Raw genomic sequence first — 21,488 nt, forward strand, 5'->3', positions numbered from 1 at the left:
CCCCCACCGTCGTGCCGGGTCGGCAAGGGCCGGGTGCAGGATGAGAGGCATGGAGAAGTCGACGTTCGTCTACGACGGGGACTGCGCGTTCTGCACCCGCTGTGCCGAGTTCATCGAGCGGCGCGTCCCCACCGGAGCCCGGGTGGTGCCCTGGCAGTTCGCCGACCTCGACGCCCTGGGCCTGACCGAATCGCAGTGCGAGGAGGCGGTGCAGTGGGTGGGCGCAGACGGCTCCCGCGCGGCCGGCCCGGACGCGATCGCCCGGCTGCTCCGCGACAGCGGTCCGCTCTGGCGGGTGGCCGGCACCGGCCTGCGGTTCCCGCCGGTACGCGCCGCAGCCTGGCCCGCGTACCGCTGGGTCGCCCGCAACCGGCATCGGCTCCCCGGCGGCACGGCCGCGTGTTCCCTGCCCCGGGAGGCGCGGGAGCGCCTCTACGGGCCCGCCGGTCGCTCGACCACCGGGTCCTGACCGGCCGGCACCTCGTCCTCGGTGCTCCGGCGAGGTCCGGGCCAGCTCACCCTGCTGCCGTGGTCCGCTGTCGCGGCGCCGCCGGCCATACCGTCGATGCTCCGGCGGGCGGCCAACTGGCGCGCCCAGACAACCGGACGGACCCGTTCCAGCGGCAGGAAGCTCGCCATCGCCGCGAGGTGCGGGGCGAACGAGATGGTGATGGTGGCGATGGTGACCAGGTGGAAGGAGTAGAAGAAGCCCACCGTGGCCAGCTGCCAGCGCTTTCGCAGCAGGAAGACCACCGGGCTGAGCAGCTCGAACGCGACGATGCCGAACTGGGCGACGATCAGCAGGTACGGCACGGAGGCGATCACGTCGGCCAGCTCGGTGCCGCGTCGGATGATCGCCCGGGCGAGCACCGATCCGGTCAGCCAGTCCAGTCCGCCGAAGCGCAGCTTGGCCCAGGCGGCGAGGAAGTAGGTGCAGATCACCGCTGTCTGGGTGACCCGCAGCGCCCAGCCACCCGCCTCGGTGCGAGTGGTGTCGCCGTGCCGGGCGCGGCCGGCGGTGGGTAGCACGGCCAGGGCGACGAGCAGACCGAAGCGGTCGTGGTCGACCTTGCCGTAGCTCATCGCGACGATCATCCACTCCAGGTAGAGCGCGAAGACCGACCAGCCGAGCAGGCGGGGTGCCCGACCGCTCGCGGCGAGCAGGGCCAGCAGCAGCAGTGCCCAGAAGAGGGTGGTGACCAGCGCCGGGGTGGGCGTGGGCAGGGGCAGCACCCGGCCGACCAGCAGTGGCTGGTACAGGTCGCCCGGCACGGCGGCCCGGTCGCGTACCCACGGGGTGAAGACGGCGAGGTCGGCGGCGACGAAGAGGTAGATGAGCGTCCGGAAGGCGGCGACCCGGCCGCGCGGCACCGGCTCGGTCAACCAGCGGATCACCGGGGCACCCGCCAGGCGACCACGGTCTCGTCGGTCCAGCGGCCGGTGGGGCGCCCGCCGTGGATGCCGTGCCAGCGGATGACGATGCGTACCTCGACCAGGTCCGCGGCTCCTGCGTGGCGTTCGGCGTACGCGTCGGCGACCGCGGCGAGCAGCGAGGGGTCGGCGGCGTAGCGGTCCTGCTGCCCCTCGATCTCGGCCCGGCGGACGCCGGTGGCCTGCTCGCCCAGGTCGACCACCGCGCCGGTGGTGTCGACGCCCTCGACCCGGGTGTCCGGAGCGGGGGAGTCGGGCGGGTTGGAGGTCGAGTACATGCGGAAGGGACCGAACGGGAAGTGGTCGTCGGTTCCCCAGGCGGAGCCGGCCAGCAGCAGAGCCAGGCCGAGCGCGGTGACCGCGAGCCGGGCGGCGCGACCGCGGGGGGTCAAGGTGTCCATCGACTCGTGACGGTACGGGAAGCAGAGCCCGGAGTGGATCCCGCGGAGGTGCGCCCGCCGGGTTGCGCCCTCTGTCGTCGAGTGGCGGGCCCCGGACAGCACGGCGGCCGGGCCCGAATGGGCCCGGCCGCCGTGGAATCACGTCAGTGCTTGTGCTCGGACAGCTTCTTGCGGACGTCGTCCATGTCGAGGGCCTGGACCTGCTCGATGAGGTTCTCCAGGGCGGACTCGGGCAGGGCGCCCGGCTGGGCGAAGACGATCACGCCGTCGCGGATGGCCATGATCGTCGGGATCGAGCGGATGTCGAACTTCGCGCCCAGTTCCTGCTGCGCCTCGGTGTCGACCTTGCCGAACACGATGTCCTGGTGCTTCTCCGAGGATCGCTCGTAGACCGGGGCGAACCGCTTGCATGGGCCGCACCACTCGGCCCAGAAGTCGACGAGCACGATGCCCTCGCTGCCGGTTACCTCGTCGAAGTTTGCCGTGGTCAGCTCAACGGTTGCCATGCGAATCTCTCCGATCACGCGGAATAGCTACGTCTGGTGGAACCAGGGCGTACCTCGTGGAATTCCCGCCCACCCTGGACCGAAACGTCCGGTCGAGCCTGGCACATGCCCGGTCATCCATCGACCGTCGTCGGTGGCCGCGCAACCGCGAAGCGCAAGTGCACGTCGCATTTGCGTGACCAGACGTGATGGGAGCGTTTCCAAGGAGATCACCGTCCGTGCGGACTACGAATCGGTAACTTGCGCCTTGACAAGCGGCTATTTGGGCTGCGGAGATCGCCGTCGGCCCGACTTATGGTGACCGAGAGTAGTGTTACAAAAAGATAACTGTGATCCTGGTCTCTGTCCACCGCGTGTCCACTCGTGCAGAATCTTTCCCATCAGAGCGTGGGCGGCGGGTGCCGGGGAGGGCCCCGCCGCTCATTGCGTCTCCCCCCAGGTGCGGCCGGTGTGACATTTCCCCACGGTGCGCGCCCCCGGGCTCTCCTTAACCAGCGGTAAGGCATGCTGTGCCGAACTCCATCGCCGCCCGTCGAAGGGGACAAGGATGCAGTTCGGCCGCTACTACGAGGAGTTCGAGGTCGGCGCGGTCTACCGGCACTGGCCCGGTAAGACGGTCACCGAGTACGACGACCACCTCTTCTGCCTGCTCACCATGAACCACCACCCGCTGCACATGGACGCGCACTACGCCGAGACGTCGAGCCAGTTCAAGCGCAACGTGGTGGTCGGCAACTACATCTACTCGCTGCTCCTCGGCATGTCGGTGCCGGACGTCAGCGGCAAGGCGATCGCCAATCTGGAGATCGAGTCGCTGCGGCACGTCGCCCCGACGTTCCACGGCGACACCATCTACGGCGAGACCACGGTGCTGGACAAGCGGGAGTCGTCCTCGAAGCCCGACCGGGGCGTGGTCGCCGTCGAGACCCGCGGCTACAACCAGGACGGCACGCTGGTCTGCGTCTTCCGGCGCAAGGTCATGGTCCCCAAGAAGGAGTACGCGGCCGCGGCCGTGCCCGAGGGCGTCGATCCCGAGCGGCCGAGCTTTCCCGAGCCGCGCTGAATCCGACGTACGACGGTGGGCCCCTTCCGGTGGGAAGGGGCCCATTTCCGTAGATGCCCGGCATATGCTGGCGCCGGAGGTCCCCATGAGCCACTCCGTCGCCGGAGAGCCGTCCTCTGCCGGGCGCCGCGCCGCACCGGCGACCACCGCCGTCTACTCCGCCGCCGAGTGGGATCTGCTGACCAGCCTGCCCGGCCGGGTCCTCGTGGCCGCCGTGTCGCCCGCTCCGGGGCGCCCCGGGCGTCCGGTCGCCGCCGGTCTGGCCGGACTGGACGCCGTCGCGGCGGGGCGGTCCTCCGACAGCGACCTGGTCCGCGCCGTCGTCGCCGCCATCTACGCCCGGGACGAGGGGACACCACCGGCCGGTCGACTCACCGACCTGGTGGACCTGCTGGCCGCGTGTCGGACCGCCGTGCGGGTCCTGCACCGGCGCGCCGACCCGGCCGACTCCGCGGCGTACCGCCAGTGGGTGCAGTCGGTGGCGGCCCGCGTCTGCCGGGCTGTTCCGGACGGCACGATGGCCCCCGCCGACCGCCGTCTCCTGGAACGGCTCGGTACCGCCCTCGCCCTCCGCTGAGGAGAAAGGAAGGGCCCGGCCCGGCCCGGGGAACTCCGCCGGTGGGCCGTACCCTCTGGAGACCGTGACCGGTGACCAGCTCGACGTCGGCGTGGGCCCCTGGCCGGGTGACCCGCCGGACGACCCGCGATTCGACCCGGAACTGCTCGCGGAGGGCGACCGGCGCAACGTCGTCGACCGTTACCGCTACTGGCGGCGCGAGGCGGTGGTGGCCGACCTGGACCGGCGGCGCCACGGGTTCCACGTGGCGATCGAGAACTGGCAGCACGACTTCAACATCGGCACGGTCGTCCGCAATGCCAACGCCTTCCTCGCCGCCGAGGTGCACATCGTCGGCCGGCGCCGCTGGAACCGGCGGGGCGCGATGGTGACCGACCGCTACCAGCACGTCCGTCACCACGAGACGATCGAGGAGTTCGTCGCCTGGGCGGCCGGCGCGGACCTGCCGGTGGTCGGCATCGACAACCTGCCCGGCTCCCGGCCGCTGGAGACCACCACCCTGCCCCGGCGCTGCGTCCTGCTCTTCGGCCAGGAGGGGCCGGGTCTGTCCGAACCGGCCCGTGCGGCGTGCGACGAGCTCTTCTCGATCGCCCAGTACGGCTCCACCCGTTCGATCAACGCCGGCGTGGCGAGCGGCATCGCCATGCACGCCTGGATCCGCGCGTACGCCGGCCCGCCGCCGGCCTGACCGGTTTCCCGACCGGCGTCGAAACCGCCGCTCCGCTTGACGTCGGGGCGGAGGAGGGCGACGGTGGGAAGGTGAGTGTCGCGGTGAGTTGTCCGAGATGTGGGGGTCAGATCCGTCCGCCGGACCTGATGCACTCCGAGTCGCGCTGCCTCGACTGCGGACCGGTGCCCCCGCTACACGTGCCCGAGCACATCGGAGCGGAGATCGTGGCCAGTGTGGTCGACCGGATCACCGCCGCCGCCGATCCGCCGGATCGACCGGTGGTTCCGCTCTGGTGTCCCTGGCCGTTGCCGCCCGGGTGGACCGTCACCGGCGTGGCGTACGTCGGTGACGACCGCACCGGCGTCCGCGCCACGGCGGTCGCCTGCGCCGGGCCGGAGCCGTTCGGCGGTGGTCCCGCCGACGTGGTCTTCGTGGCCGAGGAGCCGGGTGTCGGGCTCGGCACCCGCTTCGCGGGGATCGTCGGCCCGGACCCGGGACCGGAGCTCGCCGAGGCCCTGACCGACCCCGGGCCGGGCCACCCGGAGCACGTCGGCCAGGCCAGGATCAAGGTGGGCGGTCACCCGACTCCACTGTGGCTCGTGAATTCCCCGGCGGATCGAAGCGCGTACGCCGGCGAGGCTCGGGGAATGTGGCTGCATGCGATAGCCTGGCCGGCGAGTGCGGGACATCTGCTCGCCGAGGACGTGGTGCTCCACGACCTCACCGAGTGGACGCCACCCGAGCTCGTGTACGGCGCACCATCTCCGTATCTGCACGGGAAGGCTTGACAGCCGAGCCGGAATGTCGGAGAACGGACGCAGCAGATATTCACTGTACGACATCACACTGATACTCTGGGTGCCGCTGCGGTAATGGGACCCGGCGCCGCGCGAGAGGATGGCCCGCCATGGTCAAGAAGGTCCTCACCTGGGCCGGAATCGCATTCTTGATCTTCTTCGTCGCCTACCGGCCAAACTCTGCGGCGGACGTGTTCAAGTCGCTGGGCGGCGGCATCATGGACATCGCTCAGGGATTCGGCGACTTCTTCACCAGTCTCGTCGCCTAGCCGCCGATGGGAAGCCCCTCCGGTCCACCGTTCGACCCGGACGACCCCGACCGGGAGCGCCGGGAACGCGACACCGAGCCGATCCCGCGGGTCGGGCCCGATGACGGGCCGGGCCCCCGTCCGGGCCCGGGTGCCCCCGACGGCTCGCTGTTCTCCGACGACGTCGGCTACGGCGATCCGCGCGGATACCCGGGTGAGGATCGCTCGGGTCGCGCCTGGATCCGCGATCCGCAGGCCGGCTACCAGGCGCCGCAGATCTCCGAGGACGAGCTGGCGGGCCTCCGGGCCGACGCCGCCGGCGGGGCGCCCCGCCGGGTGCTCCCCCTGGAGGACGAGCCCAGCTCCCTGGTGGCGCGCTACCTCTTTCCCACCGAGCGCTACCGGGGCGAGTGGAAGCGGCACTGGGTGCACCTCGCCGTCCCGCTGACCGTCGGGATCGCCGCCACCTTCGTGCTCGGCTACCTCTCCGGCTTCCTCGCCGGTCAGGACGTCGGAGCGCTCACCACGATCGCGGTGCTGCTCTGGTTCGCCGTGATGGGCTGGGTGGCCTGGAAGGTCGCCGACTGGTGGTACGACCGCTTCATCCTCACCAACAAGCGGGTGATGGTCGTCAACGGCATCGTGACCCGGAAGGTGGCCATGATGCCGCTGGCCCGGGTCACCGACATGAAGTACGAGCAGAGCCCGAGCGGCCGCGCCCTCAACTACGGCACCTTCGTGCTGGAGTCCGCCGGCCAGGACCAGGCGCTCCGCGAGATCAAGAACCTGCCCAACCCGAACGAGCTCTACCTGCGCGTCGTCGAGGAGATGTACGAGCCGCAGGCGGTCGAGGCGCGGCTGGGCAAGGAAGCGGACGAGGCCAAGGCCGACGACGGTGCCTGAAACTTTCTGACCGAACATCGGATCAACAGCGCACCATCTTCCGTGACAGCCTGCCAGGAAGGGCAGGTCGTGGAGGTGCACGGTGCAGAGCAGGGACCCGCGGGAGGAAGAGTTCCGCGAGTTCGTAGCGGCTCGCTCCGGCGCGCTCCTGCGGACCGCGTACCTGCTGGCCGGGGACTGGGCCACCGCCGAGGACCTGTTGCAGACCGCCCTGACCAAGACGTACCTGGCGTGGAGGCGGCTCGGCGGCATCGAGGCCGTCGAGCCGTACGCCCGACGGGTCATGATCAACACGTCGACCAGCTGGTGGCGCCGACGCTGGCACGGTGAGCGGCCCACCGAGGTCCTGCCCGAGCGGGCGGCTGCCGACGAGATCGAGCGGCAGCTCGACCGGGACCTGCTCTGGCGACACCTGAGCGCGCTGCCCGCGCGGCAGCGCGCGGTGCTCGTGCTGCGCTTCTACGAGGACATGTCGGAGGCGCAGACCGCCGCCCTGCTCGACATCTCGCCCGGCACGGTGAAGAGCCAGACCTCCCGGGCCCTGACCACGCTGCGCCGCCGGATGGGCGCCGACGCCACCACGGTCGACCTGCCGGTCGAGCCGACGGCTCCCGCCCCGCGTGACCGCCGCGCCGACGGGCGGACGGCCGCCACCACCGGTCGCGGCCGGTCCGCTCCCGGCCGCTCCCGGCCGAACGCACCCGCCGTCGCCCCGGCGCCCGCCGTCGACACCCCACCCGGTGCGCCGGAGGCGACCGGTGGACCGTCGGTCGGGCAGGTGCCGACGGCGCCGGTCGTCGCCGACGCCGGAACGGGCGGCAAGACCACGGTCGACCGTCCCGTCGGGGCCGCCGCGATGCCGGCCGCCACCGGGGAGCGACGGTGACCGGTTTCGCGGGCCCTTCTGACAACCGCACGGACACCCCGGCGCGTTCAAGGAGCATGAGCCCGGACGAGCTGGAGCAGGCGCTGCGGGAGACGCTCGCGCGCCGGGTCGCCGTCCCGCCCCGACTCACCGCCGACCCGGCCGGTGTGGCCATCCGGCGGGCCGCGCGGTCCCAGCGACGGCGCACCCTGGCCGGGGTGGCCATGGCCGCGGTGACCACGGTGGCGGTCAGCACCGGAATGGTCCAGCTCGGCAGAGAGCCGAGGATGCCGAACGAGGCGGTCGTCGTGCTCGGCGACCCGTACGCCTCGAGCCGCCCGCCCACGACGCAGTCGGTGGCTCCCTCCATGCCGGCGGTCGACCTGCCGGTCGGTGTCGACCTGGTCCTGGGCGACGTGCTCGCCACCGCCGACGGGCGGCGGCTGACGCTGGCCGGCCTGCGCCCCGTCGACCGTGTCCAGCGGAGCCGCGACAGCGACGGCTGGCTGGTGGTCGGTGGTCCCACGGCCGCCGGCCGCTCCCTGTGGGCCGTCCGGCCCACCGGCCCGCCGCAGGTGCTGCTCTCCGGTGCCGACGAGATCGTGCTCAGCGGGGACGGCCGCCAGGTGGCGTGGCGGGAGGGGACGCAACTGGGCGAGGGCGGGATCCTCAACAACAAGGTCGTCGCCGTCGTCCGCCGGGCCGCGCCGGACGCCGCGTTCCCGGTCGGGTTCGCCGGTGACCGGGTGCTGATCCGCCTCCACCCCGAGCGGCCCGGCCACGCGCTGTGGCATCCCCCGACCGGGCAGGTGTCCGTCGGGCCGGACCGGACCACCACCCATGTCCACGGCCCCGGTCCCGACGGTCTGGTCGTGGCCCAGGTCTCCGCCGGCACGCCCCGCCGGCCCTGCCTCGCGCTGCTCGACCCCGCCCGGGACCTGGCCCCCGCGCGTACCACGTGCGGCCCGGCGCTGACCGGCGACGGCCGCGGCGGGGTCTCACCGGACGGGCGCTGGCTGCTGGTGAACGGCCGGGACACCGCGCTGCTGGTGGACCTCGCCGCCGCCACCCCGACCGGCCGCCCGGCCGGGCCCCCGGTCGTCGGCGACGTGGCGTGGACGCCGGACACGGCGCTCCACGTGACCGCCGACGGGATGCTGGTCCAGGTCGAGGCCGCCGCGGTCGTGGCCGGCCGCGAGGTGTCGTCCAGCCCGGTCGCCGGCCTCGCGTCCGGAGACCGCGCGCTGCCGGTGACGGACGCCGGGTCCTGATGGGAACCCCGCGGCCCGCCCGGTAGCGTCGGGCGATGAGATCGCGGATCGACCTGCACACCCACTCGACCGCCAGCGACGGCACGCTCACCCCCGCCGAGCTGGTCCGGGCGGCGGCCGAGGCCGGGCTGGACGTGCTGGCGCTCACCGACCACGACACCACCGCGGGCTGGGCGTCCGCCGTGCGGGCGCTGCCACCGGGTCTCCGCCTGGTCCGCGGTGCGGAGATCTCCTGCCGGTGGTTCGGCACGGAACCGGCGGTGCCCCTGCACCTGCTCGCGTACCTCTTCGACCCGGACGCCCCGGAGCTGGTGGCCGAGCTGGCCCGGGTGCGCGCCGCGCGGGAGGAACGGGGCGAGCGGATCGTGGCGCTGCTGCGGGCCGACGGCATCGACGTGAGCTGGCCGGAGATCCTCGCCGGCGCCGCCGGCGGGACCGTGGGACGACCGCACATCGCGCAGGCGCTCATCCGGGCCGGCCTGGTCACGACCACGAACGAGGCGTTCGGGCCGGACTGGCTCGGTGAGCGGTACCGGCTGCCGAAGGAGGACATCGAGGTCTTCCACGCGGTACGGCTGGTGCGGGCGGCCGGCGGCGTGCCGGTGTTCGCCCACCCGCGCGCCACCCGACGGGGACGCATCGTGCCGGACGCGCTGATCGCCGAGTTGGCGACGGTCGGCCTGGCCGGCCTGGAGGCCGACCACGAGGACCACTCGCCGGCCGAGCGGGCGCACGTCCGCGCCCTGGCCGGGGAGCTGGGCCTGGTCGTGACCGGATCGTCGGACTTCCACGGCACGCACAAGACGGTCCGGCTGGGCGCGCACACCACGACCGAGGAGGCGTACGAGCGGATCGTGGCCGAGGCCTCCGGGGTGACCGGTGTCGCTTACGGCTGATCCGCGTTTCGCCTCTCGACGGCAGGACTAGGTTGATCGCGTGGATCTCAAGCTCTTCGGCGAGGTTTTCGTGACCCTGCTGGTGATCGTCGACCCGCCGGGCATGATGCCCATCTTCCTCGCGCTGACCGGCCCGCTGGCGGCCCGCGACCGTAACCGGGCGGCGTGGCAGGCGGTCGCGTTGGCGCTCGGGGTGATCGTGATCTTCGCGGTGGCCGGGCAGACCCTGCTCGACTACCTGCACGTCGACCTGCCCGCGTTGCAGGCGGCCGGCGGACTGCTGCTGGTGCTCGTCGCGCTGGAACTGCTCACCGGCAAGGCCGACGACCCCAGCCAGCAGGTCACCTCCAACATCGCGCTGGTGCCGCTCGGCACGCCGCTGCTGGCCGGTCCCGGCGCCATCGTGGCCACCATGCTGTTCGTGCAGCAGGCCGACGGTGCCGCCGACGTCACCGCCATCGCCGCCGCGATCGTCGCGGTGATGGTCGCGGTCTGGGTGGTGCTGCGCTTCTCCGGCGGCATCGTCAAGATCCTGCGGCCCGGCGGCATCGAGGTGCTCACCCGCATCGCCGGCCTCCTGCTGGCGGCCATCGCGGTGCAGCTGATCGCCGACGCGGTCGCCGCGTTCGTGACGCAGTACGTGAACATGACCTGAGCGCCGCCGCGGACGCTGTCGGGGGTGGGTGGCAGGATCGCAGGCGTGCGACGAGCCTCCTCCTCCGGCCGACCCGCCCCCACCGGCGGGCGGGCGCCGCGACCCCGGAACGAGCAGTCCGAGCAGCTCGGCTTCGAGGGCATGCCGGAGCGACTGTTCGTCTGCACACCCAGCAAGTTGGGGGCCTATGAAGACTGCCCCCGGCGGTACCGCTACTCCTACGTGGACCGTCCGGCCCCGCCCAAGGGGCCGCCCTGGGCGCACAACTCGCTCGGCGCCAGCGTGCACACCGCCCTGAAGAACTGGTATGCGTTGCCCGCGGACCGCCGCCGGCCCGAGGCGCTCGCCGCGCTCCTGAAGGGCACCTGGGTCCGCGAGGGCTACCGTGACGACGAGCAGGAGCGTGCCGCGTACCGGCGGGCCCTCGGCTGGCTGGAGGCGTACGTCGAGACGCTGGAGCCCGGCGTCGACCCCTTGGGGGTCGAGCGGGTGGTGGCGGTGAAGACCGGTGTGCTGGCGTTCAACGGTCGCACCGACCGGATCGACTCCCGTCCCGGGCCGGACGGCCCCGAGCTGGTCATCGTCGACTACAAGACCGGGCGCTCCGGGTTGGACAACGACGACGCGCGGGGCTCCCAGGCGTTGGCGCTCTACGCGTACGCGGCGGAGCGGACGTTCCGTCGCCCGTGCCGCCGGGTCGAGCTGCACCACCTGCCCAGCGGCACGGTCGCCGCGCACGACCACACCCCGGAGTCGCTGGCCCGGCAGCTCGACCGGGCCGAGGAGACCGCCCGGGACATCATGGCCGCCGAGAAGGCGGTCGCCGGGGGCGCCGACGCCGACGAGGCCTTCCCGACCGCACCCGGGCCGCGCTGCGGCTGGTGCGACTACCGGCGCACCTGTCCGGTCGGCGCCCAGACGCCGGGCAAGGACCCCTGGGCCGCCGTCGACCGACCGGCCGAGGTCCGGGAGACCCCGGCCTGAGTCGGGTCAGCCGGTGACCGGGGCGGGCGCCAGTCGGGCGGCGCGTTCCTTCGCCGCGATCTGCATGGGGCCCTCCCGCCAACGGCGCGGCAGGGTGCCGAGCGCCAACCGGAGCGTGCGTACGGTCAGGTCGGCGGAGAGCGCGGTGGTGGGCAGGCCGAGGCCGCCGTACATCCGCCGGGCCCAGCCGGGCTGCAGCGCGAACGCGGTGCCGGCGATGCCCAGGTACGCCCAGCGGGGCGGGCCCAGGTTGAGCCCGATGCGGGCGGGGAGGCTCAGCTTCCACGGCAGCGGGGGAGCGGTGAGGAAGAGCGCCGTCTCCGCCGCCTCGCGGGTCATCCGCAGCTCGGGGCGGACCCGCCGGTAGTAGTCCGCCACCTCGGCGGCGGTGCCCGGCACGGTCTCCGGGTCTAGGCCGACCAGGGCGGCGGCCCGCCGCTGCTCGGTGTAGTAGCCGTCGACCTCGTCGTCGGTCAGGGACAGCCCCGCCCGGCGTGCGGTGTCGAGGAACGACTCGATCTCGGTGACGTGCACCCAGCGCAGCAGGTCGGGGTCGTCGACGCGGAACTCCTCCCCGGTGAACGGGTCGGTGGCCCGCAGTCGGGCGTGCAGCCGGCGCAGCCGGGCCCCGGCCGCCTCCGCCTCGGCGGTGGTGCCGTAGATGGTGGTCCCGACGTAGGTGGCGGTGCGAACGAGGCGCCCCCAGGCGTCGGTGCGGTAGTTGCTGTTCTGGGCCACTCCGGCCATCGCGCGGGGGTGCAGGGCCTGGAGGTAGAGCGAGCGCAGGCCGGCGACGATCAGGATCGGCTCCTCGTGCACCTTCCACGTGACCGATCCCGGACCGAAGAGGCCGAGGTCATCGGAGTCCACCGACCAAGAGTGCCACGGCGCGGCGGCGCGCACGGGGCCGAGCGGGTCAGTCGTCGGCGGCGCGACGGGCCTGGCAGGTGGGGCAGAGGCCCCAGAAGGTCACTTCCGCCTCGTCCACCTGGAAGCCGTGGGCGGTGTGCGGGTCGAGGCAGGGGGCGCTGCCGACCGCGCAGTCGATGTCGGCGATCTCGCCGCAGCCCCGGCACACCACGTGGTGGTGGTTGTCCCCGGCCCGCGCCTCGTACCGGGCGGGGCTGCCGGCCGGCTCGATCCGCCGGGAGAGCCCGGCCCGGGACAGCGCGCCGAGCACGTCGTACACCGCCTGGGTGGAGACGGAGTCGAGGCGCTCGCGGACCCGCCGGGTGATCTCGTCCACCTCGAGGTGCCCGCCGGCGGCCAGCACGTCGAGCACGGCGAGGCGCGGTCGGGTGACCCGCAGGCCACGCGACCGGAGCAGGTCCTCCCCGGTGGACATGTGCCAATGACAGCACGCGGATCCGGGGCCGACAACCGACGTGCTCGCGCAGGTGGCCCCGGCCACAGCCGATACGTGCACGCGACGGGGTGAACCGGACCCTGGTGCGGTGCGTGTGACCCGGTGAGAGCCCTGGGCGGGCCAGCCCACGCACCGTACGCTGGCAGCCCGCGACCGCGTACCGCCGGAGGTTTCGATGTTCGAGGAGATCCTGGGTCTACCGGCGCACGTGCTGGTGGTGCATGCGGTCGTCGTGTTCGTGCCGCTGCTGGCCCTGCTGTCCGTCGCGTACGTGGCGTTGCCCCGGTTCCGGTCCCGCCTGGACTGGGCGGTGCTCGGCGCGGCGGTGGTCGCGCCGCCGACCGCCTGGTTCGCGGTGGAGTCCGGCGAGCGGCTGACCGACGTCTTCGTGGCCCGCGGCCTGCAGGGGCCGATCGTGGACCAGATCTTCGAGCACTCCCGCTACGGCGACCTGCTCTTCCGCTACACCCTGCCGCTCGGCGTCGCGGCCGTGGCGCTGCTCGTGGTGACCAGCGGGCACCCCCGGGTGCCGAAGCTGCCGTTCTGGCTGACCCCGGCCCTGTCGGTGGTGGTGGTCGCGCTGGCCGCCGCCAGCCTCGTGTACGTCTACCTCACCGGGCACTCGGGCGCCGAGGCGGTCTGGGGCAACACCCTCTGACGGACCACCCGGCCCTCAGAAGACGAGCCGGGAACAGAGCAGGCAGACGAGGATCACCACCACCACCGCCACGCCCACCCCGATCCCCTGGGTGAGGCGCTGGGCGCGCTGCTCGGCCAGGTCCAGCTCGGCCATGTCCTGCGCCGGCAGCCGCCGGGGCGGTGGGGGTTGCACGTGCACCGGCGGTCGCCAGCCGGCCGGGGGCGGCGTGGTGGGCGGGGGACCTGCGTAGCCCGCTTCGCCCTCCTCGTCGCCGGGCGGACCGGCGGGCCTGTCGCGGGCCGGGTCGGGCCGCCGCCAGTAGTCGTCCGGGTCGGGGCCGGTGCCGGGGGTCGTCACGCCGTCCGACGCTACCAACGCCGCCGCGCCAGGGCAGCCGGGTCGGGCCTCGCGTTCCCCTCGCTGCCGCTAGTCTTGCCGCTCGTGAGCACCGAGGACCCGGGCGTGCCGGGGGTACACGACGACGAGCGGACGGTGGACCTGTCCGACGACGACTTCGTGGTGCTGCCCGAGCAGACCTCCGACGACACCGACCGAGGTTGGGGCGAGCGCGGCGGCGGCAACGACGACTGGCTGCTCGCCGAACGCCCCCCGCACTGGGACTGACGCCGAGGTCAGGAGGCGGTTGCCGCCGGGGCCTTGGAAGAACCGCCGCCGGTCGAGCCGGACGACGCCGACGACCCGGAGGAGCCGTTCGAGGTCGACGGGGACGTGGTCGAGCCGCTGGACGACGAGCCGGAGTCACCGCCGGTGGACTTCGCCGGCTTGGAACCACCGGTGCTGGTCTCCGCGCCGGAGGAGGACCGCGAGTCGGTGCGGTAGAAGCCGGAGCCCTTGAAGACGACGCCGACGGAGTTGAAGACCTTCCGCAGCCGCCCCTCGCAGGCCGGGCACTCGGTCAGCGGCTCGTCGGAGAAGGACTGCACCGCCTCGAGCTGCTGGCCGCACGCGGTGCAGGCGTACTGGTACGTGGGCACGTTCTCCTCCGGATCTGGCACGGCCGGTTGGCACTCGACGACTTCGAGTGCCAATGGTGCGTCATCGCCCCCGGATTCGTCCAGCGGACGTGTGGGGCGCGACACCCTCACCGTCGGCGAGTGCGGGGTCCAGCGTACGCAGGCCGCCGGTGGGGGTGACCACCGCGCGCACCGGTCGGTCGTGCGGCTCGGTCGGCAACACGTCGACCAGCTCACCGTCGTGCAGCGGCACCACGGTCAGCGTGGTGGCCGGCACCCGGGCGAGGGCCCGGTCGTACGAGCCGCCGCCCCGGCCCAGCCGCAGTCCCCGACGGTCCACCGCCAGTGCGGGCACCACCACCAGCTCCGCCCGGGCGACCGCGTCCACCCCGAGCCGGGGGCCGGACGGCTCGCGCATGCCCCGGCCGGCGGCGACCAGCGCGTCCGGGCCGGTCCAGACGGCCCAGTCCAGATCCAGGTCGTCCAGGAGAACCGGTAACAGAAGTTCCCCGCCCGGCGGCAGCGCCGCGTGCAGCACCGCCGGCAGGTCCGCGCCGCCGGGCTCTGAGCCCACCGGGACGTACGCGGTCATGCGGCGGGGGCGCATCCGGCGTACGACCGAGACCAGCTCGGCCTGGACGCGCGCGGCGGCTTCCGCCCGGCGCGGCGCGGTCAGCGCCCGACGGCCGGCGAGCAGCGCGGCCCGCGTGTCCCGCTTCGCCTCATTGGTCACTTCCGCTTCATCAGAAAAATCCGGCACGCAACACTCCTGACGCAACGCCGATCCTGTCGTAGCGCTGTGTCAGCATCGCAAGCATCGGCCGGCGGAACTTCCGGGGGGACCGAGTGACGCTACGCGGGCGGCTCACCACAGCCTTCCTCGCGGTGGTGCTCGGCCCGGTGCTGCTCGGAGCGTTCTTCGTCGGCTCGACCGTGACCGCGGCCGACCGCAGCCGCTCCGCCGAGCGGCTGGCGGTGGCCGCGGCGGCCGTGCGGACCTCGGTCGACGCCCTCTGCCAGCAGCTGCGCGCCGCCTCCGACGCCGTCGCCCTGGCCGACGACCGGGCCGTCGCCGCGACCCAGGTGGTCAGCCGGGGCCTGGCCTCCGCCGTGCTGGTCACCGACGTCGCGGGCCGCGTCACCCACGCGACTCCCGCCGCGCCACCCGCGCCGTGGCGCGACTGCTCCGCAGCCGCGCCGGTCGGCCCGGTCGGGGCCCTGTCCGTCCGCGTCGATTTGCGCGACCGCTCCGGCGCCGCGCTGGGCACGGTCACCGCCGCGCAGCCCGTCGACCCGGCCTTCGTGGCGCGACTCGCGGCCGTGACCGGCGTGGCGGTCACCCTTCTCGACGGCGCCGGGGCGCCCGTTCGGCTCCGGCACACCACCGAGTCGACCGGCGTACGCGACGCGGTGCTGGCCGCCGCCGGCACGCTCGACGGCGAGCGGGTCGCCGGGACCGCCGACGGCCGGTACGTGCGGCGGGTCGGCCCGTCGGTGGGGCAGCCCCTCCCCCTGGTGCTCTCGGTGCCCAGCGACCAGCCGCCCGGCCTCTACGTCGCCCTGACCATCGCCGTTCTGCTGGCCGCGCTGCTCGCGGTGGCGGCGGCCGGGCGACTGGCCGGGGTGACCACCCGGCCGCTCGTGGAGCTGGCCGGCGCGGTCGACCGGGTGGCCCGGGGTGACCTGAGCGCCCGCGTGCCGGTGCGCACCCGTGACGAGATCGGCCGCCTCGCCGGCGCCTTCAACCGGATGACCCGGGAGACCGGCACGTACGTGGCGGCGTTGACCAGCAGCCGCGACCAGCTGCGCGGGCACCTTGCGGTGCTGGGTGACACCCTGGCCAGCACCCACGACCGGCAGCGGATCCTGCGGGTCATCCTGCACAGCGCGATAGCGGCGACCGGCGCGCGGGCCGGCGCGGTGCTGCTGGTCGACTCCGGCGGTGCGCTCGTCGCGCAGTGCACCGAGGGCCTCGACGGGCCGGGCGCGGCGGACGACCGCCCCGGCCCGCACCGGGTGCCGCTCGGCAACGGCCCGGTTGGCGCGGTCGCGGTGACCGGGGAGCCGCGGCGCGGGCGGGTGGAGCCCGGTGCGGTGACACCGGGGGAGCCGCCCTGCCGGACGTACGTCGCGGTGCCGTTCGCCGCCCCGGCCCCCGCCGACGTTCCGGAGCCGCCAACTCGCGGGGACGGGACCGAGGCGGCACCGGCCGGGGCGCTCGGCGTGCTGGCGCTCTACGACCGGCTCGGCGGGGACGAGTTCGACGACGACGACCTGATCACCCTGCGCACCTTCGCCGGGCATGCGGCGGTGGCGGTGGACAACGTCCGGGTGCACGAGGAGGCGCAGCGCTTGTCGCTGACCGACCCGCTGACCGGGCTGTGGAACTACCGCTACCTGCGCGAGTCGATCCGCCGGGAGGTGGAGCGGGCCAGCCGGTTCGGGCGGATGCTCAGCGTCCTCGCCCTCGACCTGGACCGCTTCAAGGCCGTCAACGACACCCATGGCCACACGGCCGGCGACACCGTCCTCGCCGAGTTCGCCCGGCGGGTCCGCGGCGAGATCCGCGAGGTCGACCTGGCGTTCCGGCAGGGCGGAGAGGAGTTCGTGCTGCTGCTGCCGGAGACCGACGCCCGGGGCGCGGTCATCGTCGCCGAGCGGCTCGGTGCAGCGATCCGGGACACCCCGATCACCGTGGACGTGCACGGCACGTCGCTGCCGGTGCGGGTCACCGTCTCCATCGGCATCGCCGTCTATCCGGACCACGCCGGCACCGGGCAGGAGGTGCTGGACGCGGCCGACGACGCGCTCTACGCCGCCAAGGCCGGCGGCCGGGACACCTGGCGGGTCGCGACCGTGCCGCAGGCCGCCCCTCCGGCGCGGGAGATCCCGGTCCCCGGCTCGCCGTTTCCGGCCCCCGGCGGCGGCGCGTCTTCCGGTCCTCACCCGCCACGGCAGAGCCGTGGCCGATAGTCTCGCGACATGTCGGAGCACTCAGCTAAGCCCTCAACGACGACCGCCGCATCCGGTCGTCCCCGCGCGGTCAAGGCCGTCATCCCCGCCGCCGGCCTGGCCACCCGCTTCCTGCCGGCCACGAAGGCGGTGCCCAAGGAGCTGCTTCCGGTGGTCGACCGGCCGGTCCTGCAGTACATCGTCGAGGAGGCCACCCAGGCCGGCATCGGCGACGTCCTGCTGATCACCGGGCGCGGCAAGACGTCGATGGTGGACCACTTCGACCGGCGCCCCGACCTGGAGGAGCGGCTCGCGAAGAAGCCCGAGATCCTCGCCGCGGTCAAGCGGACCGAGGAACTGGCCGCCATCTACACCTGCCGGCAGCCCGAGCAGCTCGGTCTGGGGCACGCCGTCGGGTACGCGGAGTCGCACGTCGGCGACGCGCCCTTCGCGGTGCTGCTGGGTGACGAGTTCGTGAAGCCCTCCGAGCCGCTGCTGCCGGCCATGCTGGAGCTCCAGGCCCGCACCGGCGGCGTGGTGCTCGCCTTCTTCGAGGTGGACCCGGCCGAGACCAGCCGGTACGGCATCGCGTCGGTGGAGCCGGCGGAGGGCGAGCTGACCGACATCGGCGAGGTCGTCCGGGTGACCGGCATGGTGGAGAAGCCCCAGCCGGAGGACGCGCCGAGCAACCTCGCGGTCCTCGGCCGGTACGTGCTGCCCGCCGCCGTCTTCGACGCGATCCGTCGCACGGAGCCGGGCAGCGGCGGCGAGATCCAGCTGACCGACGCGATGGAGCTGCTGCGCAACGAGGGCACTCCGGTGCACGCGATCGTCTACCGGGGCACCCGCTACGACACCGGCATGCCGTTGGGCTACCTCCAGACCGTCGTGCAGATCGCCGCCGAGCGCGACGACCTGGGCGCCGAGTTCCGCAAGTGGCTGACCGAGTTCGTCAACACCGACGCGTCGGGCGTGACCGGTACATGACCGCGACGGCCGACGCCGAGGCGGCCGCGAACGAGTTGACGCCGCTCGCCGACTACCTGGGCAGTGTGCTGCGCAGGTTACGCGCGCTGCCGCCACTCGACCTCGACCTCACCCAGGCGCACGGGAACGTCCTCGCCGAGGATGTCGTGGCGCCGCACTCCTTCCCGGCCTTCGACCAGGCCGCCGTCGACGGGTACGCGGCCCGCTGGGAGGACATCTCCCCCGGCGGCCGGGGCGTGGGATACGTCCCGGCCCAGCCGGGCGGGCCGGGCGGACGGGCCGTCCGGCTCAACGTGGTCGGTGACCTCGGCGCGGCGAGCTGGCGGCCGGTCCGGCTCACCCCCGGCGCCTGCTTCTCGGTGGCCGCCGGCGCGCCGCTGCCGATCACCGCCGACGTCGTGGTGCCCGTGGAGTGGACCGACCAGGGCATGGCCGCCGTGGAGATCCACCGCGTGCCCAATCGCGGGTACGGTGTCCGCCGCGCTGGCACCGAACTGCCCGCCGGGACGCTGCTCGCCCGCGCCGGCACGTACGTCTCCCCGGCCCTGGTCGCCGTCTTCGCCGCCACCGGCATCGGGCACGTGGTGGTCCGGCCCAGCCCCCGGGTGGTCATCGTGGCCACCGGGGACGAACTCGTCGACGTCGGCCGGGCCAGCCAGCCCGGCCAGGTGGTCGACGCCAACTCGCACGCGCTCACCGCCGCGGCGGCCGAGGTGGGCGCGCACGCGTACCGGGTGGGCATCTGCGACGACGACCCGGAGGGGCTGCGCGGGCTGCTGGAGGACCAGACCCTGCGCGCCGACCTGATCATCACCACCGGCGGCACCGGCACCGGGCCGGGGGACATGGTCCGCCGGATCCTGTCCCGCCGCGAGGGCAGCCGGGCCGGCCCGGTCACCTTCACCGAGGTGGCGCTCTACCCCGGCACCGCGCTCGGCTTCGGCACGGTCGGCGCGGAGGAGGTGCCGGTGGTGTGCCTGCCCGGCGACCCCGGCGCCGCCCTGATCGGCTTCGAGGTGCTGGCCCGGCCGGCGATCAACCTGCTCGCCGGCGCGGAGCCGGTGTTCCGGCCCAGCGTCCGCGCACACCTGCTGGAGACCGTCTCGTCCCCCGGCGGGCTGCGCGAGTTCCGCCCGGCGCACGTGGCCGAGCGGCGCGGCGGCGGCTACACCGTCCAGCCGCTCAGCGGCGGGCCGTTCACGCTCTCCGGGCTGGCGGAGGCCAACGGGCTGCTGGTGCTCGGTGAGCGGGTCACCACCGCCGCCGCCGGGTCCACCGTGGACGTCCTGCTCCTGGACCGGCGCCGGTGAGCCTCCTGCGGGGCCGGCCGCCCGGGTGGCCGGTGGTGCTCGTGGACGGTGCGGTGGTGCTGCGGCCGTACCGGCGGTCCGACGCCGCCGCGTGGTCGGAGATCCGCCGCGCCAACCGGGCGTGGCTGGCGCCGTGGGAGTCGACCCTGCCGGGCAGTTGGAACGAGCTGAACTCACCGGCCGCGTTCCGCTGGGTGTACCGGGACCAGCGCCGCTCGGCGCGTACCGGTGAGGGGATGCCCTTCGCCGTCTGCCTGCGCGAGCACGGGCGGGAACGGCTGGTCGGGCACCTCAACGTGGGCAGCATCGTCCGGCGGGCGTTCTGCTCCGGGTACGTGGGCTACTGGGTGGACTCCCGGGTCGCCGGGCGGGGCGTCATCCCGACCGCGATGGCGCTCGCCGTCGACCACGCCTTCGGGCCCGGCGGCCTGCACCGGATCGAGGTGAACATCCGGCCGGAGAACCGGCCGTCCCGCCGGGTCGTGGAGAAGCTGGGCTTCCGCGAGGAGGCGTACCACGTGCGCTACATGCATATCGACGGCGCCTGGCGCGACCACATCGGCTACGCGATGACCAGCGAAGAGGTCGCCGCCGAGGGCGGTCTGCTGGCCCGCTGGCACCGGGTGCGCGCGACCATCAGGTGAATCGTCCCACGCGTGACGATCGGCGCGGCGTGGCAGGATCCGGTGTGCCCGCCCGTAACCTCAAGTAACTGCAAGCTGCGGCAAGCGCTGCCTGACCGTACGATCCACGCGCCTCCGGGCGACTCGTGGAAGATCCTGCGGCCGGGCGGCGGTTGCCCCGAACTCGGTGACGGGAGGGGTGAGGGTGCCGACCTCGGTGCTCCTCGCCGTCCTCGCCGCTGCCGGTCTGCTCGCCCTCGCCCCGGCGCTGGTTCGTCGGTACGACGCCACCGAGCGACTGGCGGCGGAGCGGGCGCTGTCGACGGCGCGGGTGCTCCAGCGCCGCCGGCGGCGTCGTACTGTCCCGGGGCGCCAGCCCCTGCATCCGCCGCGCGCGCTCGTCGTCACCCTCAGTGAGGATCCCGTCACTGGGACTCTCGCTCCGCCGGTTTCCGCGCCGCCCGCGCAGGTGCGCCGCTCCGGCCGGCTCCGTGCCGTACCGCCCGCGCGCAACCGCGCCCGTCGGCGGCCACCGCCCCGTCGGCAGCACACCCCTGCCGTGTACCGCCGGCGCCGGGTCCTCGCCGCGCTTCTCCTGCTCAACGTCGTCGAGCTGGTCGGCGTGGCGGTGGTCGGCCCCGGATTCTGGATCGGCTTCGCGGTCACCGGCATGCTGCTCGTCGTGTACGTCGTACACCTGCGGTCGAGGGCCCTGGCGGACGGCCGGCGGCGGCGCGCGCATGCCCGGGAGGCGGCGTGGTTGGCCGCACGCCAGGCCGAGGTCCGGCGGGAGCAGGCCCGCCGGGCGGCGGCCCGCCGGGAGGCGCAGCGCCGCCTGGCGGCCCAGCGCGAGGCGGTACGCCGTGCCGCGATGGGCCTGGACCGCCCGGCCGACCTGCCGGCGGCGGCCAACGGCGGCTCGGTGTCCTACCGGCGGACCGGTGGCGGACTGCGCGGGCGCCCCTACCAGTCCGGCCGGGGCTCCCACTCGGCCTGACGGTCCGCCTGTCTTCTTTCTTGATCGACTCGACTTCATTGATGTCGGGCTGTCCTGGTCGGTGGGATGCCGCGACGTCAGTGAAACCGAGTGGATCTTGACCCGCGGTGGGGTGGCGGCGCGCCGAGGGCGATTCGCGGTGAAGGGGCGCGACCTGTTAGCCTTGTCGCCGGCCCGCCCGGTGAAAGCCGGGTGGGACCGATGCCGGTTCGCCGGCGGAGGGGCTGTGGCGCAGTCCGGTAGCGCACCTCGTTCGCATCGAGGGGGTCAGGGGTTCGAATCCCCTCAGCTCCACCCAGTTCGAAGGCCGTTTCCGCTCGCCGGAGACGGCCTTTTCGATCCTGCAGGGCGGCGAAGCGCAGCAGGTCAGCA

The 21,488-nt window shown here is 73.8% G+C and carries 27 protein-coding genes and 1 tRNA gene; 20 read left to right on the plus strand and 8 right to left on the minus strand.

What is annotated here, in order from left to right; all coding sequences use genetic code 11:
- Positions 1–49 precede the first annotated feature (49 nt).
- Positions 50–469: a DUF393 domain-containing protein gene (locus ACIBR0_RS09515; RefSeq protein ID WP_357028795.1), complete on the plus strand. Its 420-nt coding sequence runs from the start codon at positions 50–52 to the stop codon at positions 467–469.
- On the opposite strand, the gene ACIBR0_RS09520 is transcribed toward ACIBR0_RS09515, so the two are convergent.
- From ACIBR0_RS09520 to trxA, 3 genes are all read right to left on the minus strand, one after another.
- Positions 433–1,395, minus strand: coding sequence for an MFS transporter permease (locus tag ACIBR0_RS09520; protein WP_396713894.1), 963 nt, complete (start codon positions 1,393–1,395; stop codon positions 433–435). The two genes, ACIBR0_RS09515 and ACIBR0_RS09520, sit on opposite strands and share 37 nt — an antisense overlap.
- Positions 1,392–1,832, minus strand: coding sequence for a hypothetical protein (locus ACIBR0_RS09525; protein ID WP_396713896.1), 441 nt, complete (start codon positions 1,830–1,832; stop codon positions 1,392–1,394). Before ACIBR0_RS09525 ends, ACIBR0_RS09520 begins: the two co-directional genes overlap by 4 nt.
- 143 nt (positions 1,833–1,975) lie before the next feature.
- A complete protein-coding gene (gene trxA / locus ACIBR0_RS09530; RefSeq protein ID WP_357028804.1) occupies positions 1,976–2,338 on the minus strand; it encodes a thioredoxin in 363 nt (120 codons plus the stop codon).
- Positions 2,339–2,885: 547 nt separating this feature from the next.
- Here trxA and ACIBR0_RS09535 point away from each other — a divergent pair.
- The 11 genes from ACIBR0_RS09535 to ACIBR0_RS09585 all read left to right on the plus strand — a co-directional run bounded on the left by ACIBR0_RS09535 (position 2,886) and on the right by ACIBR0_RS09585 (position 11,267).
- Positions 2,886–3,401 (plus strand): MaoC family dehydratase, encoded by a 516-nt coding sequence (locus ACIBR0_RS09535; RefSeq protein WP_155329015.1) that lies wholly within the window; start codon positions 2,886–2,888, stop codon positions 3,399–3,401.
- 64 nt (positions 3,402–3,465) lie between these two features.
- A complete protein-coding gene (locus tag ACIBR0_RS09540) occupies positions 3,466–3,978 on the plus strand; it encodes a hypothetical protein (RefSeq protein ID WP_396713898.1) in 513 nt (170 codons plus the stop codon).
- Between the two features lie 64 nt (positions 3,979–4,042).
- Complete coding sequence (locus ACIBR0_RS09545) at positions 4,043–4,666, plus strand: TrmH family RNA methyltransferase (protein WP_396713900.1); 624 nt, start codon at positions 4,043–4,045, stop codon at positions 4,664–4,666.
- Positions 4,667–4,749: 83 nt separating this feature from the next.
- Positions 4,750–5,436 (plus strand): DUF6758 family protein, encoded by a 687-nt coding sequence (locus ACIBR0_RS09550; RefSeq protein ID WP_396713902.1) that lies wholly within the window; start codon positions 4,750–4,752, stop codon positions 5,434–5,436.
- A gap of 119 nt (positions 5,437–5,555) precedes the next feature.
- Positions 5,556–5,714: a hypothetical protein gene (locus ACIBR0_RS09555; RefSeq protein ID WP_007455302.1), complete on the plus strand. Its 159-nt coding sequence runs from the start codon at positions 5,556–5,558 to the stop codon at positions 5,712–5,714.
- A 6-nt stretch (positions 5,715–5,720) separates the two neighbouring features.
- Positions 5,721–6,596, plus strand: a complete 876-nt coding sequence (locus ACIBR0_RS09560) for a PH domain-containing protein (protein ID WP_396713904.1) — start codon at positions 5,721–5,723, stop codon at positions 6,594–6,596.
- Between the two features lie 82 nt (positions 6,597–6,678).
- Positions 6,679–7,482 (plus strand): SigE family RNA polymerase sigma factor, encoded by an 804-nt coding sequence (locus tag ACIBR0_RS09565; RefSeq protein WP_396713906.1) that lies wholly within the window; start codon positions 6,679–6,681, stop codon positions 7,480–7,482.
- A 56-nt stretch (positions 7,483–7,538) separates the two neighbouring features.
- Positions 7,539–8,732: a hypothetical protein gene (locus ACIBR0_RS09570; RefSeq protein WP_396713907.1), complete on the plus strand. Its 1,194-nt coding sequence runs from the start codon at positions 7,539–7,541 to the stop codon at positions 8,730–8,732.
- Positions 8,733–8,767: 35 nt separating this feature from the next.
- Positions 8,768–9,628 carry a PHP domain-containing protein gene (locus ACIBR0_RS09575; protein WP_396713909.1) on the plus strand — a complete coding sequence of 287 codons (861 nt, stop codon included), beginning with the start codon at positions 8,768–8,770 and terminating at the stop codon, positions 9,626–9,628.
- Positions 9,629–9,668: 40 nt separating this feature from the next.
- Complete coding sequence (locus ACIBR0_RS09580; protein WP_396713911.1) at positions 9,669–10,283, plus strand: MarC family protein; 615 nt, start codon at positions 9,669–9,671, stop codon at positions 10,281–10,283.
- A gap of 45 nt (positions 10,284–10,328) precedes the next feature.
- Complete coding sequence (locus tag ACIBR0_RS09585; protein WP_396713912.1) at positions 10,329–11,267, plus strand: RecB family exonuclease; 939 nt, start codon at positions 10,329–10,331, stop codon at positions 11,265–11,267.
- Between the two features lie 6 nt (positions 11,268–11,273).
- Here ACIBR0_RS09585 and ACIBR0_RS09590 read toward each other — a convergent pair whose 3' ends face one another.
- A complete protein-coding gene (locus ACIBR0_RS09590) occupies positions 11,274–12,137 on the minus strand; it encodes an oxygenase MpaB family protein (RefSeq protein WP_396713914.1) in 864 nt (287 codons plus the stop codon).
- Positions 12,138–12,183: 46 nt separating this feature from the next.
- Positions 12,184–12,612, minus strand: a complete 429-nt coding sequence (locus ACIBR0_RS09595; RefSeq protein WP_396713916.1) for a Fur family transcriptional regulator — start codon at positions 12,610–12,612, stop codon at positions 12,184–12,186.
- Between the two features lie 196 nt (positions 12,613–12,808).
- Here ACIBR0_RS09595 and ACIBR0_RS09600 point away from each other — a divergent pair, with 196 nt between their 5' ends.
- Positions 12,809–13,291: a hypothetical protein gene (locus ACIBR0_RS09600; RefSeq protein WP_396713918.1), complete on the plus strand. Its 483-nt coding sequence runs from the start codon at positions 12,809–12,811 to the stop codon at positions 13,289–13,291.
- A gap of 15 nt (positions 13,292–13,306) precedes the next feature.
- Here ACIBR0_RS09600 and ACIBR0_RS09605 read toward each other — a convergent pair whose 3' ends face one another.
- Positions 13,307–13,630, minus strand: a complete 324-nt coding sequence (locus ACIBR0_RS09605) for a hypothetical protein (RefSeq protein ID WP_396713920.1) — start codon at positions 13,628–13,630, stop codon at positions 13,307–13,309.
- A gap of 84 nt (positions 13,631–13,714) precedes the next feature.
- Here ACIBR0_RS09605 and ACIBR0_RS09610 point away from each other — a divergent pair, with 84 nt between their 5' ends.
- Positions 13,715–13,897, plus strand: coding sequence for a hypothetical protein (locus ACIBR0_RS09610; RefSeq protein WP_357042477.1), 183 nt, complete (start codon positions 13,715–13,717; stop codon positions 13,895–13,897).
- 8 nt (positions 13,898–13,905) lie between these two features.
- Here the strand turns inward: ACIBR0_RS09610 and ACIBR0_RS09615 are convergent, their stop codons facing one another.
- Positions 13,906–14,268, minus strand: a complete 363-nt coding sequence (locus ACIBR0_RS09615) for an FmdB family zinc ribbon protein (protein ID WP_396713922.1) — start codon at positions 14,266–14,268, stop codon at positions 13,906–13,908.
- 61 nt (positions 14,269–14,329) lie between these two features.
- Positions 14,330–15,007: a 5-formyltetrahydrofolate cyclo-ligase gene (locus tag ACIBR0_RS09620; protein WP_396713924.1), complete on the minus strand. Its 678-nt coding sequence runs from the start codon at positions 15,005–15,007 to the stop codon at positions 14,330–14,332.
- A gap of 86 nt (positions 15,008–15,093) precedes the next feature.
- On the opposite strand from ACIBR0_RS09620, the gene ACIBR0_RS09625 reads away from it, so the two are divergent.
- The 6 genes from ACIBR0_RS09625 (at position 15,094) to ACIBR0_RS09650 (ending at position 21,410) form a co-directional block, all read left to right on the plus strand.
- Entirely contained in the window at positions 15,094–17,220 is a 2,127-nt protein-coding gene (locus ACIBR0_RS09625; protein WP_396713926.1) for a diguanylate cyclase, read from the plus strand.
- Between the two features lie 9 nt (positions 17,221–17,229).
- Entirely contained in the window at positions 17,230–18,186 is a 957-nt protein-coding gene (locus ACIBR0_RS09630; RefSeq protein WP_396713928.1) for a UTP--glucose-1-phosphate uridylyltransferase, read from the plus strand.
- Positions 18,183–19,496 carry a gephyrin-like molybdotransferase Glp gene (glp, locus tag ACIBR0_RS09635; RefSeq protein WP_396713929.1) on the plus strand — a complete coding sequence of 438 codons (1,314 nt, stop codon included), beginning with the start codon at positions 18,183–18,185 and terminating at the stop codon, positions 19,494–19,496. The genes ACIBR0_RS09630 and glp overlap by 4 nt, the downstream gene beginning before the upstream one ends.
- Positions 19,493–20,140, plus strand: a complete 648-nt coding sequence (locus ACIBR0_RS09640; protein ID WP_396713931.1) for a GNAT family N-acetyltransferase — start codon at positions 19,493–19,495, stop codon at positions 20,138–20,140. Before glp ends, ACIBR0_RS09640 begins: the two co-directional genes overlap by 4 nt.
- 178 nt (positions 20,141–20,318) lie before the next feature.
- Positions 20,319–21,116 carry a hypothetical protein gene (locus ACIBR0_RS09645; protein ID WP_396713933.1) on the plus strand — a complete coding sequence of 266 codons (798 nt, stop codon included), beginning with the start codon at positions 20,319–20,321 and terminating at the stop codon, positions 21,114–21,116.
- 220 nt (positions 21,117–21,336) lie between these two features.
- Positions 21,337–21,410, plus strand: a tRNA-Ala gene (locus tag ACIBR0_RS09650).
- Positions 21,411–21,488 lie beyond the last annotated feature (78 nt).

It is taken from the genome of Micromonospora sp. NPDC049497 (genome assembly GCF_044465805.1).
In the GTDB taxonomy this organism is placed as follows: domain Bacteria; phylum Actinomycetota; class Actinomycetes; order Mycobacteriales; family Micromonosporaceae; genus Micromonospora.

Coding starts and splice junctions, on each gene's coding strand:
- ACIBR0_RS09570 (WP_396713907.1), top strand. CDS start 7,539: ATGAGCCCGGACGAGCTGGAGCAGGCGCTGCGGGAGACGCTCGCGCGC.
- ACIBR0_RS09575 (WP_396713909.1), top strand. CDS start 8,768: ATGAGATCGCGGATCGACCTGCACACCCACTCGACCGCCAGCGACGGC.
- ACIBR0_RS09600 (WP_396713918.1), top strand. CDS start 12,809: ATGTTCGAGGAGATCCTGGGTCTACCGGCGCACGTGCTGGTGGTGCAT.
- ACIBR0_RS09535 (WP_155329015.1), top strand. CDS start 2,886: ATGCAGTTCGGCCGCTACTACGAGGAGTTCGAGGTCGGCGCGGTCTAC.
- ACIBR0_RS09540 (WP_396713898.1), top strand. CDS start 3,466: ATGCTGGCGCCGGAGGTCCCCATGAGCCACTCCGTCGCCGGAGAGCCG.
- trxA (WP_357028804.1), bottom strand. CDS start 2,338: ATGGCAACCGTTGAGCTGACCACGGCAAACTTCGACGAGGTAACCGGC.
- glp (WP_396713929.1), top strand. CDS start 18,183: ATGACCGCGACGGCCGACGCCGAGGCGGCCGCGAACGAGTTGACGCCG.
- ACIBR0_RS09515 (WP_357028795.1), top strand. CDS start 50: ATGGAGAAGTCGACGTTCGTCTACGACGGGGACTGCGCGTTCTGCACC.
- ACIBR0_RS09560 (WP_396713904.1), top strand. CDS start 5,721: ATGGGAAGCCCCTCCGGTCCACCGTTCGACCCGGACGACCCCGACCGG.
- ACIBR0_RS09595 (WP_396713916.1), bottom strand. CDS start 12,612: ATGTCCACCGGGGAGGACCTGCTCCGGTCGCGTGGCCTGCGGGTCACC.
- ACIBR0_RS09525 (WP_396713896.1), bottom strand. CDS start 1,832: ATGGACACCTTGACCCCCCGCGGTCGCGCCGCCCGGCTCGCGGTCACC.
- ACIBR0_RS09630 (WP_396713928.1), top strand. CDS start 17,230: ATGTCGGAGCACTCAGCTAAGCCCTCAACGACGACCGCCGCATCCGGT.
- ACIBR0_RS09555 (WP_007455302.1), top strand. CDS start 5,556: ATGGTCAAGAAGGTCCTCACCTGGGCCGGAATCGCATTCTTGATCTTC.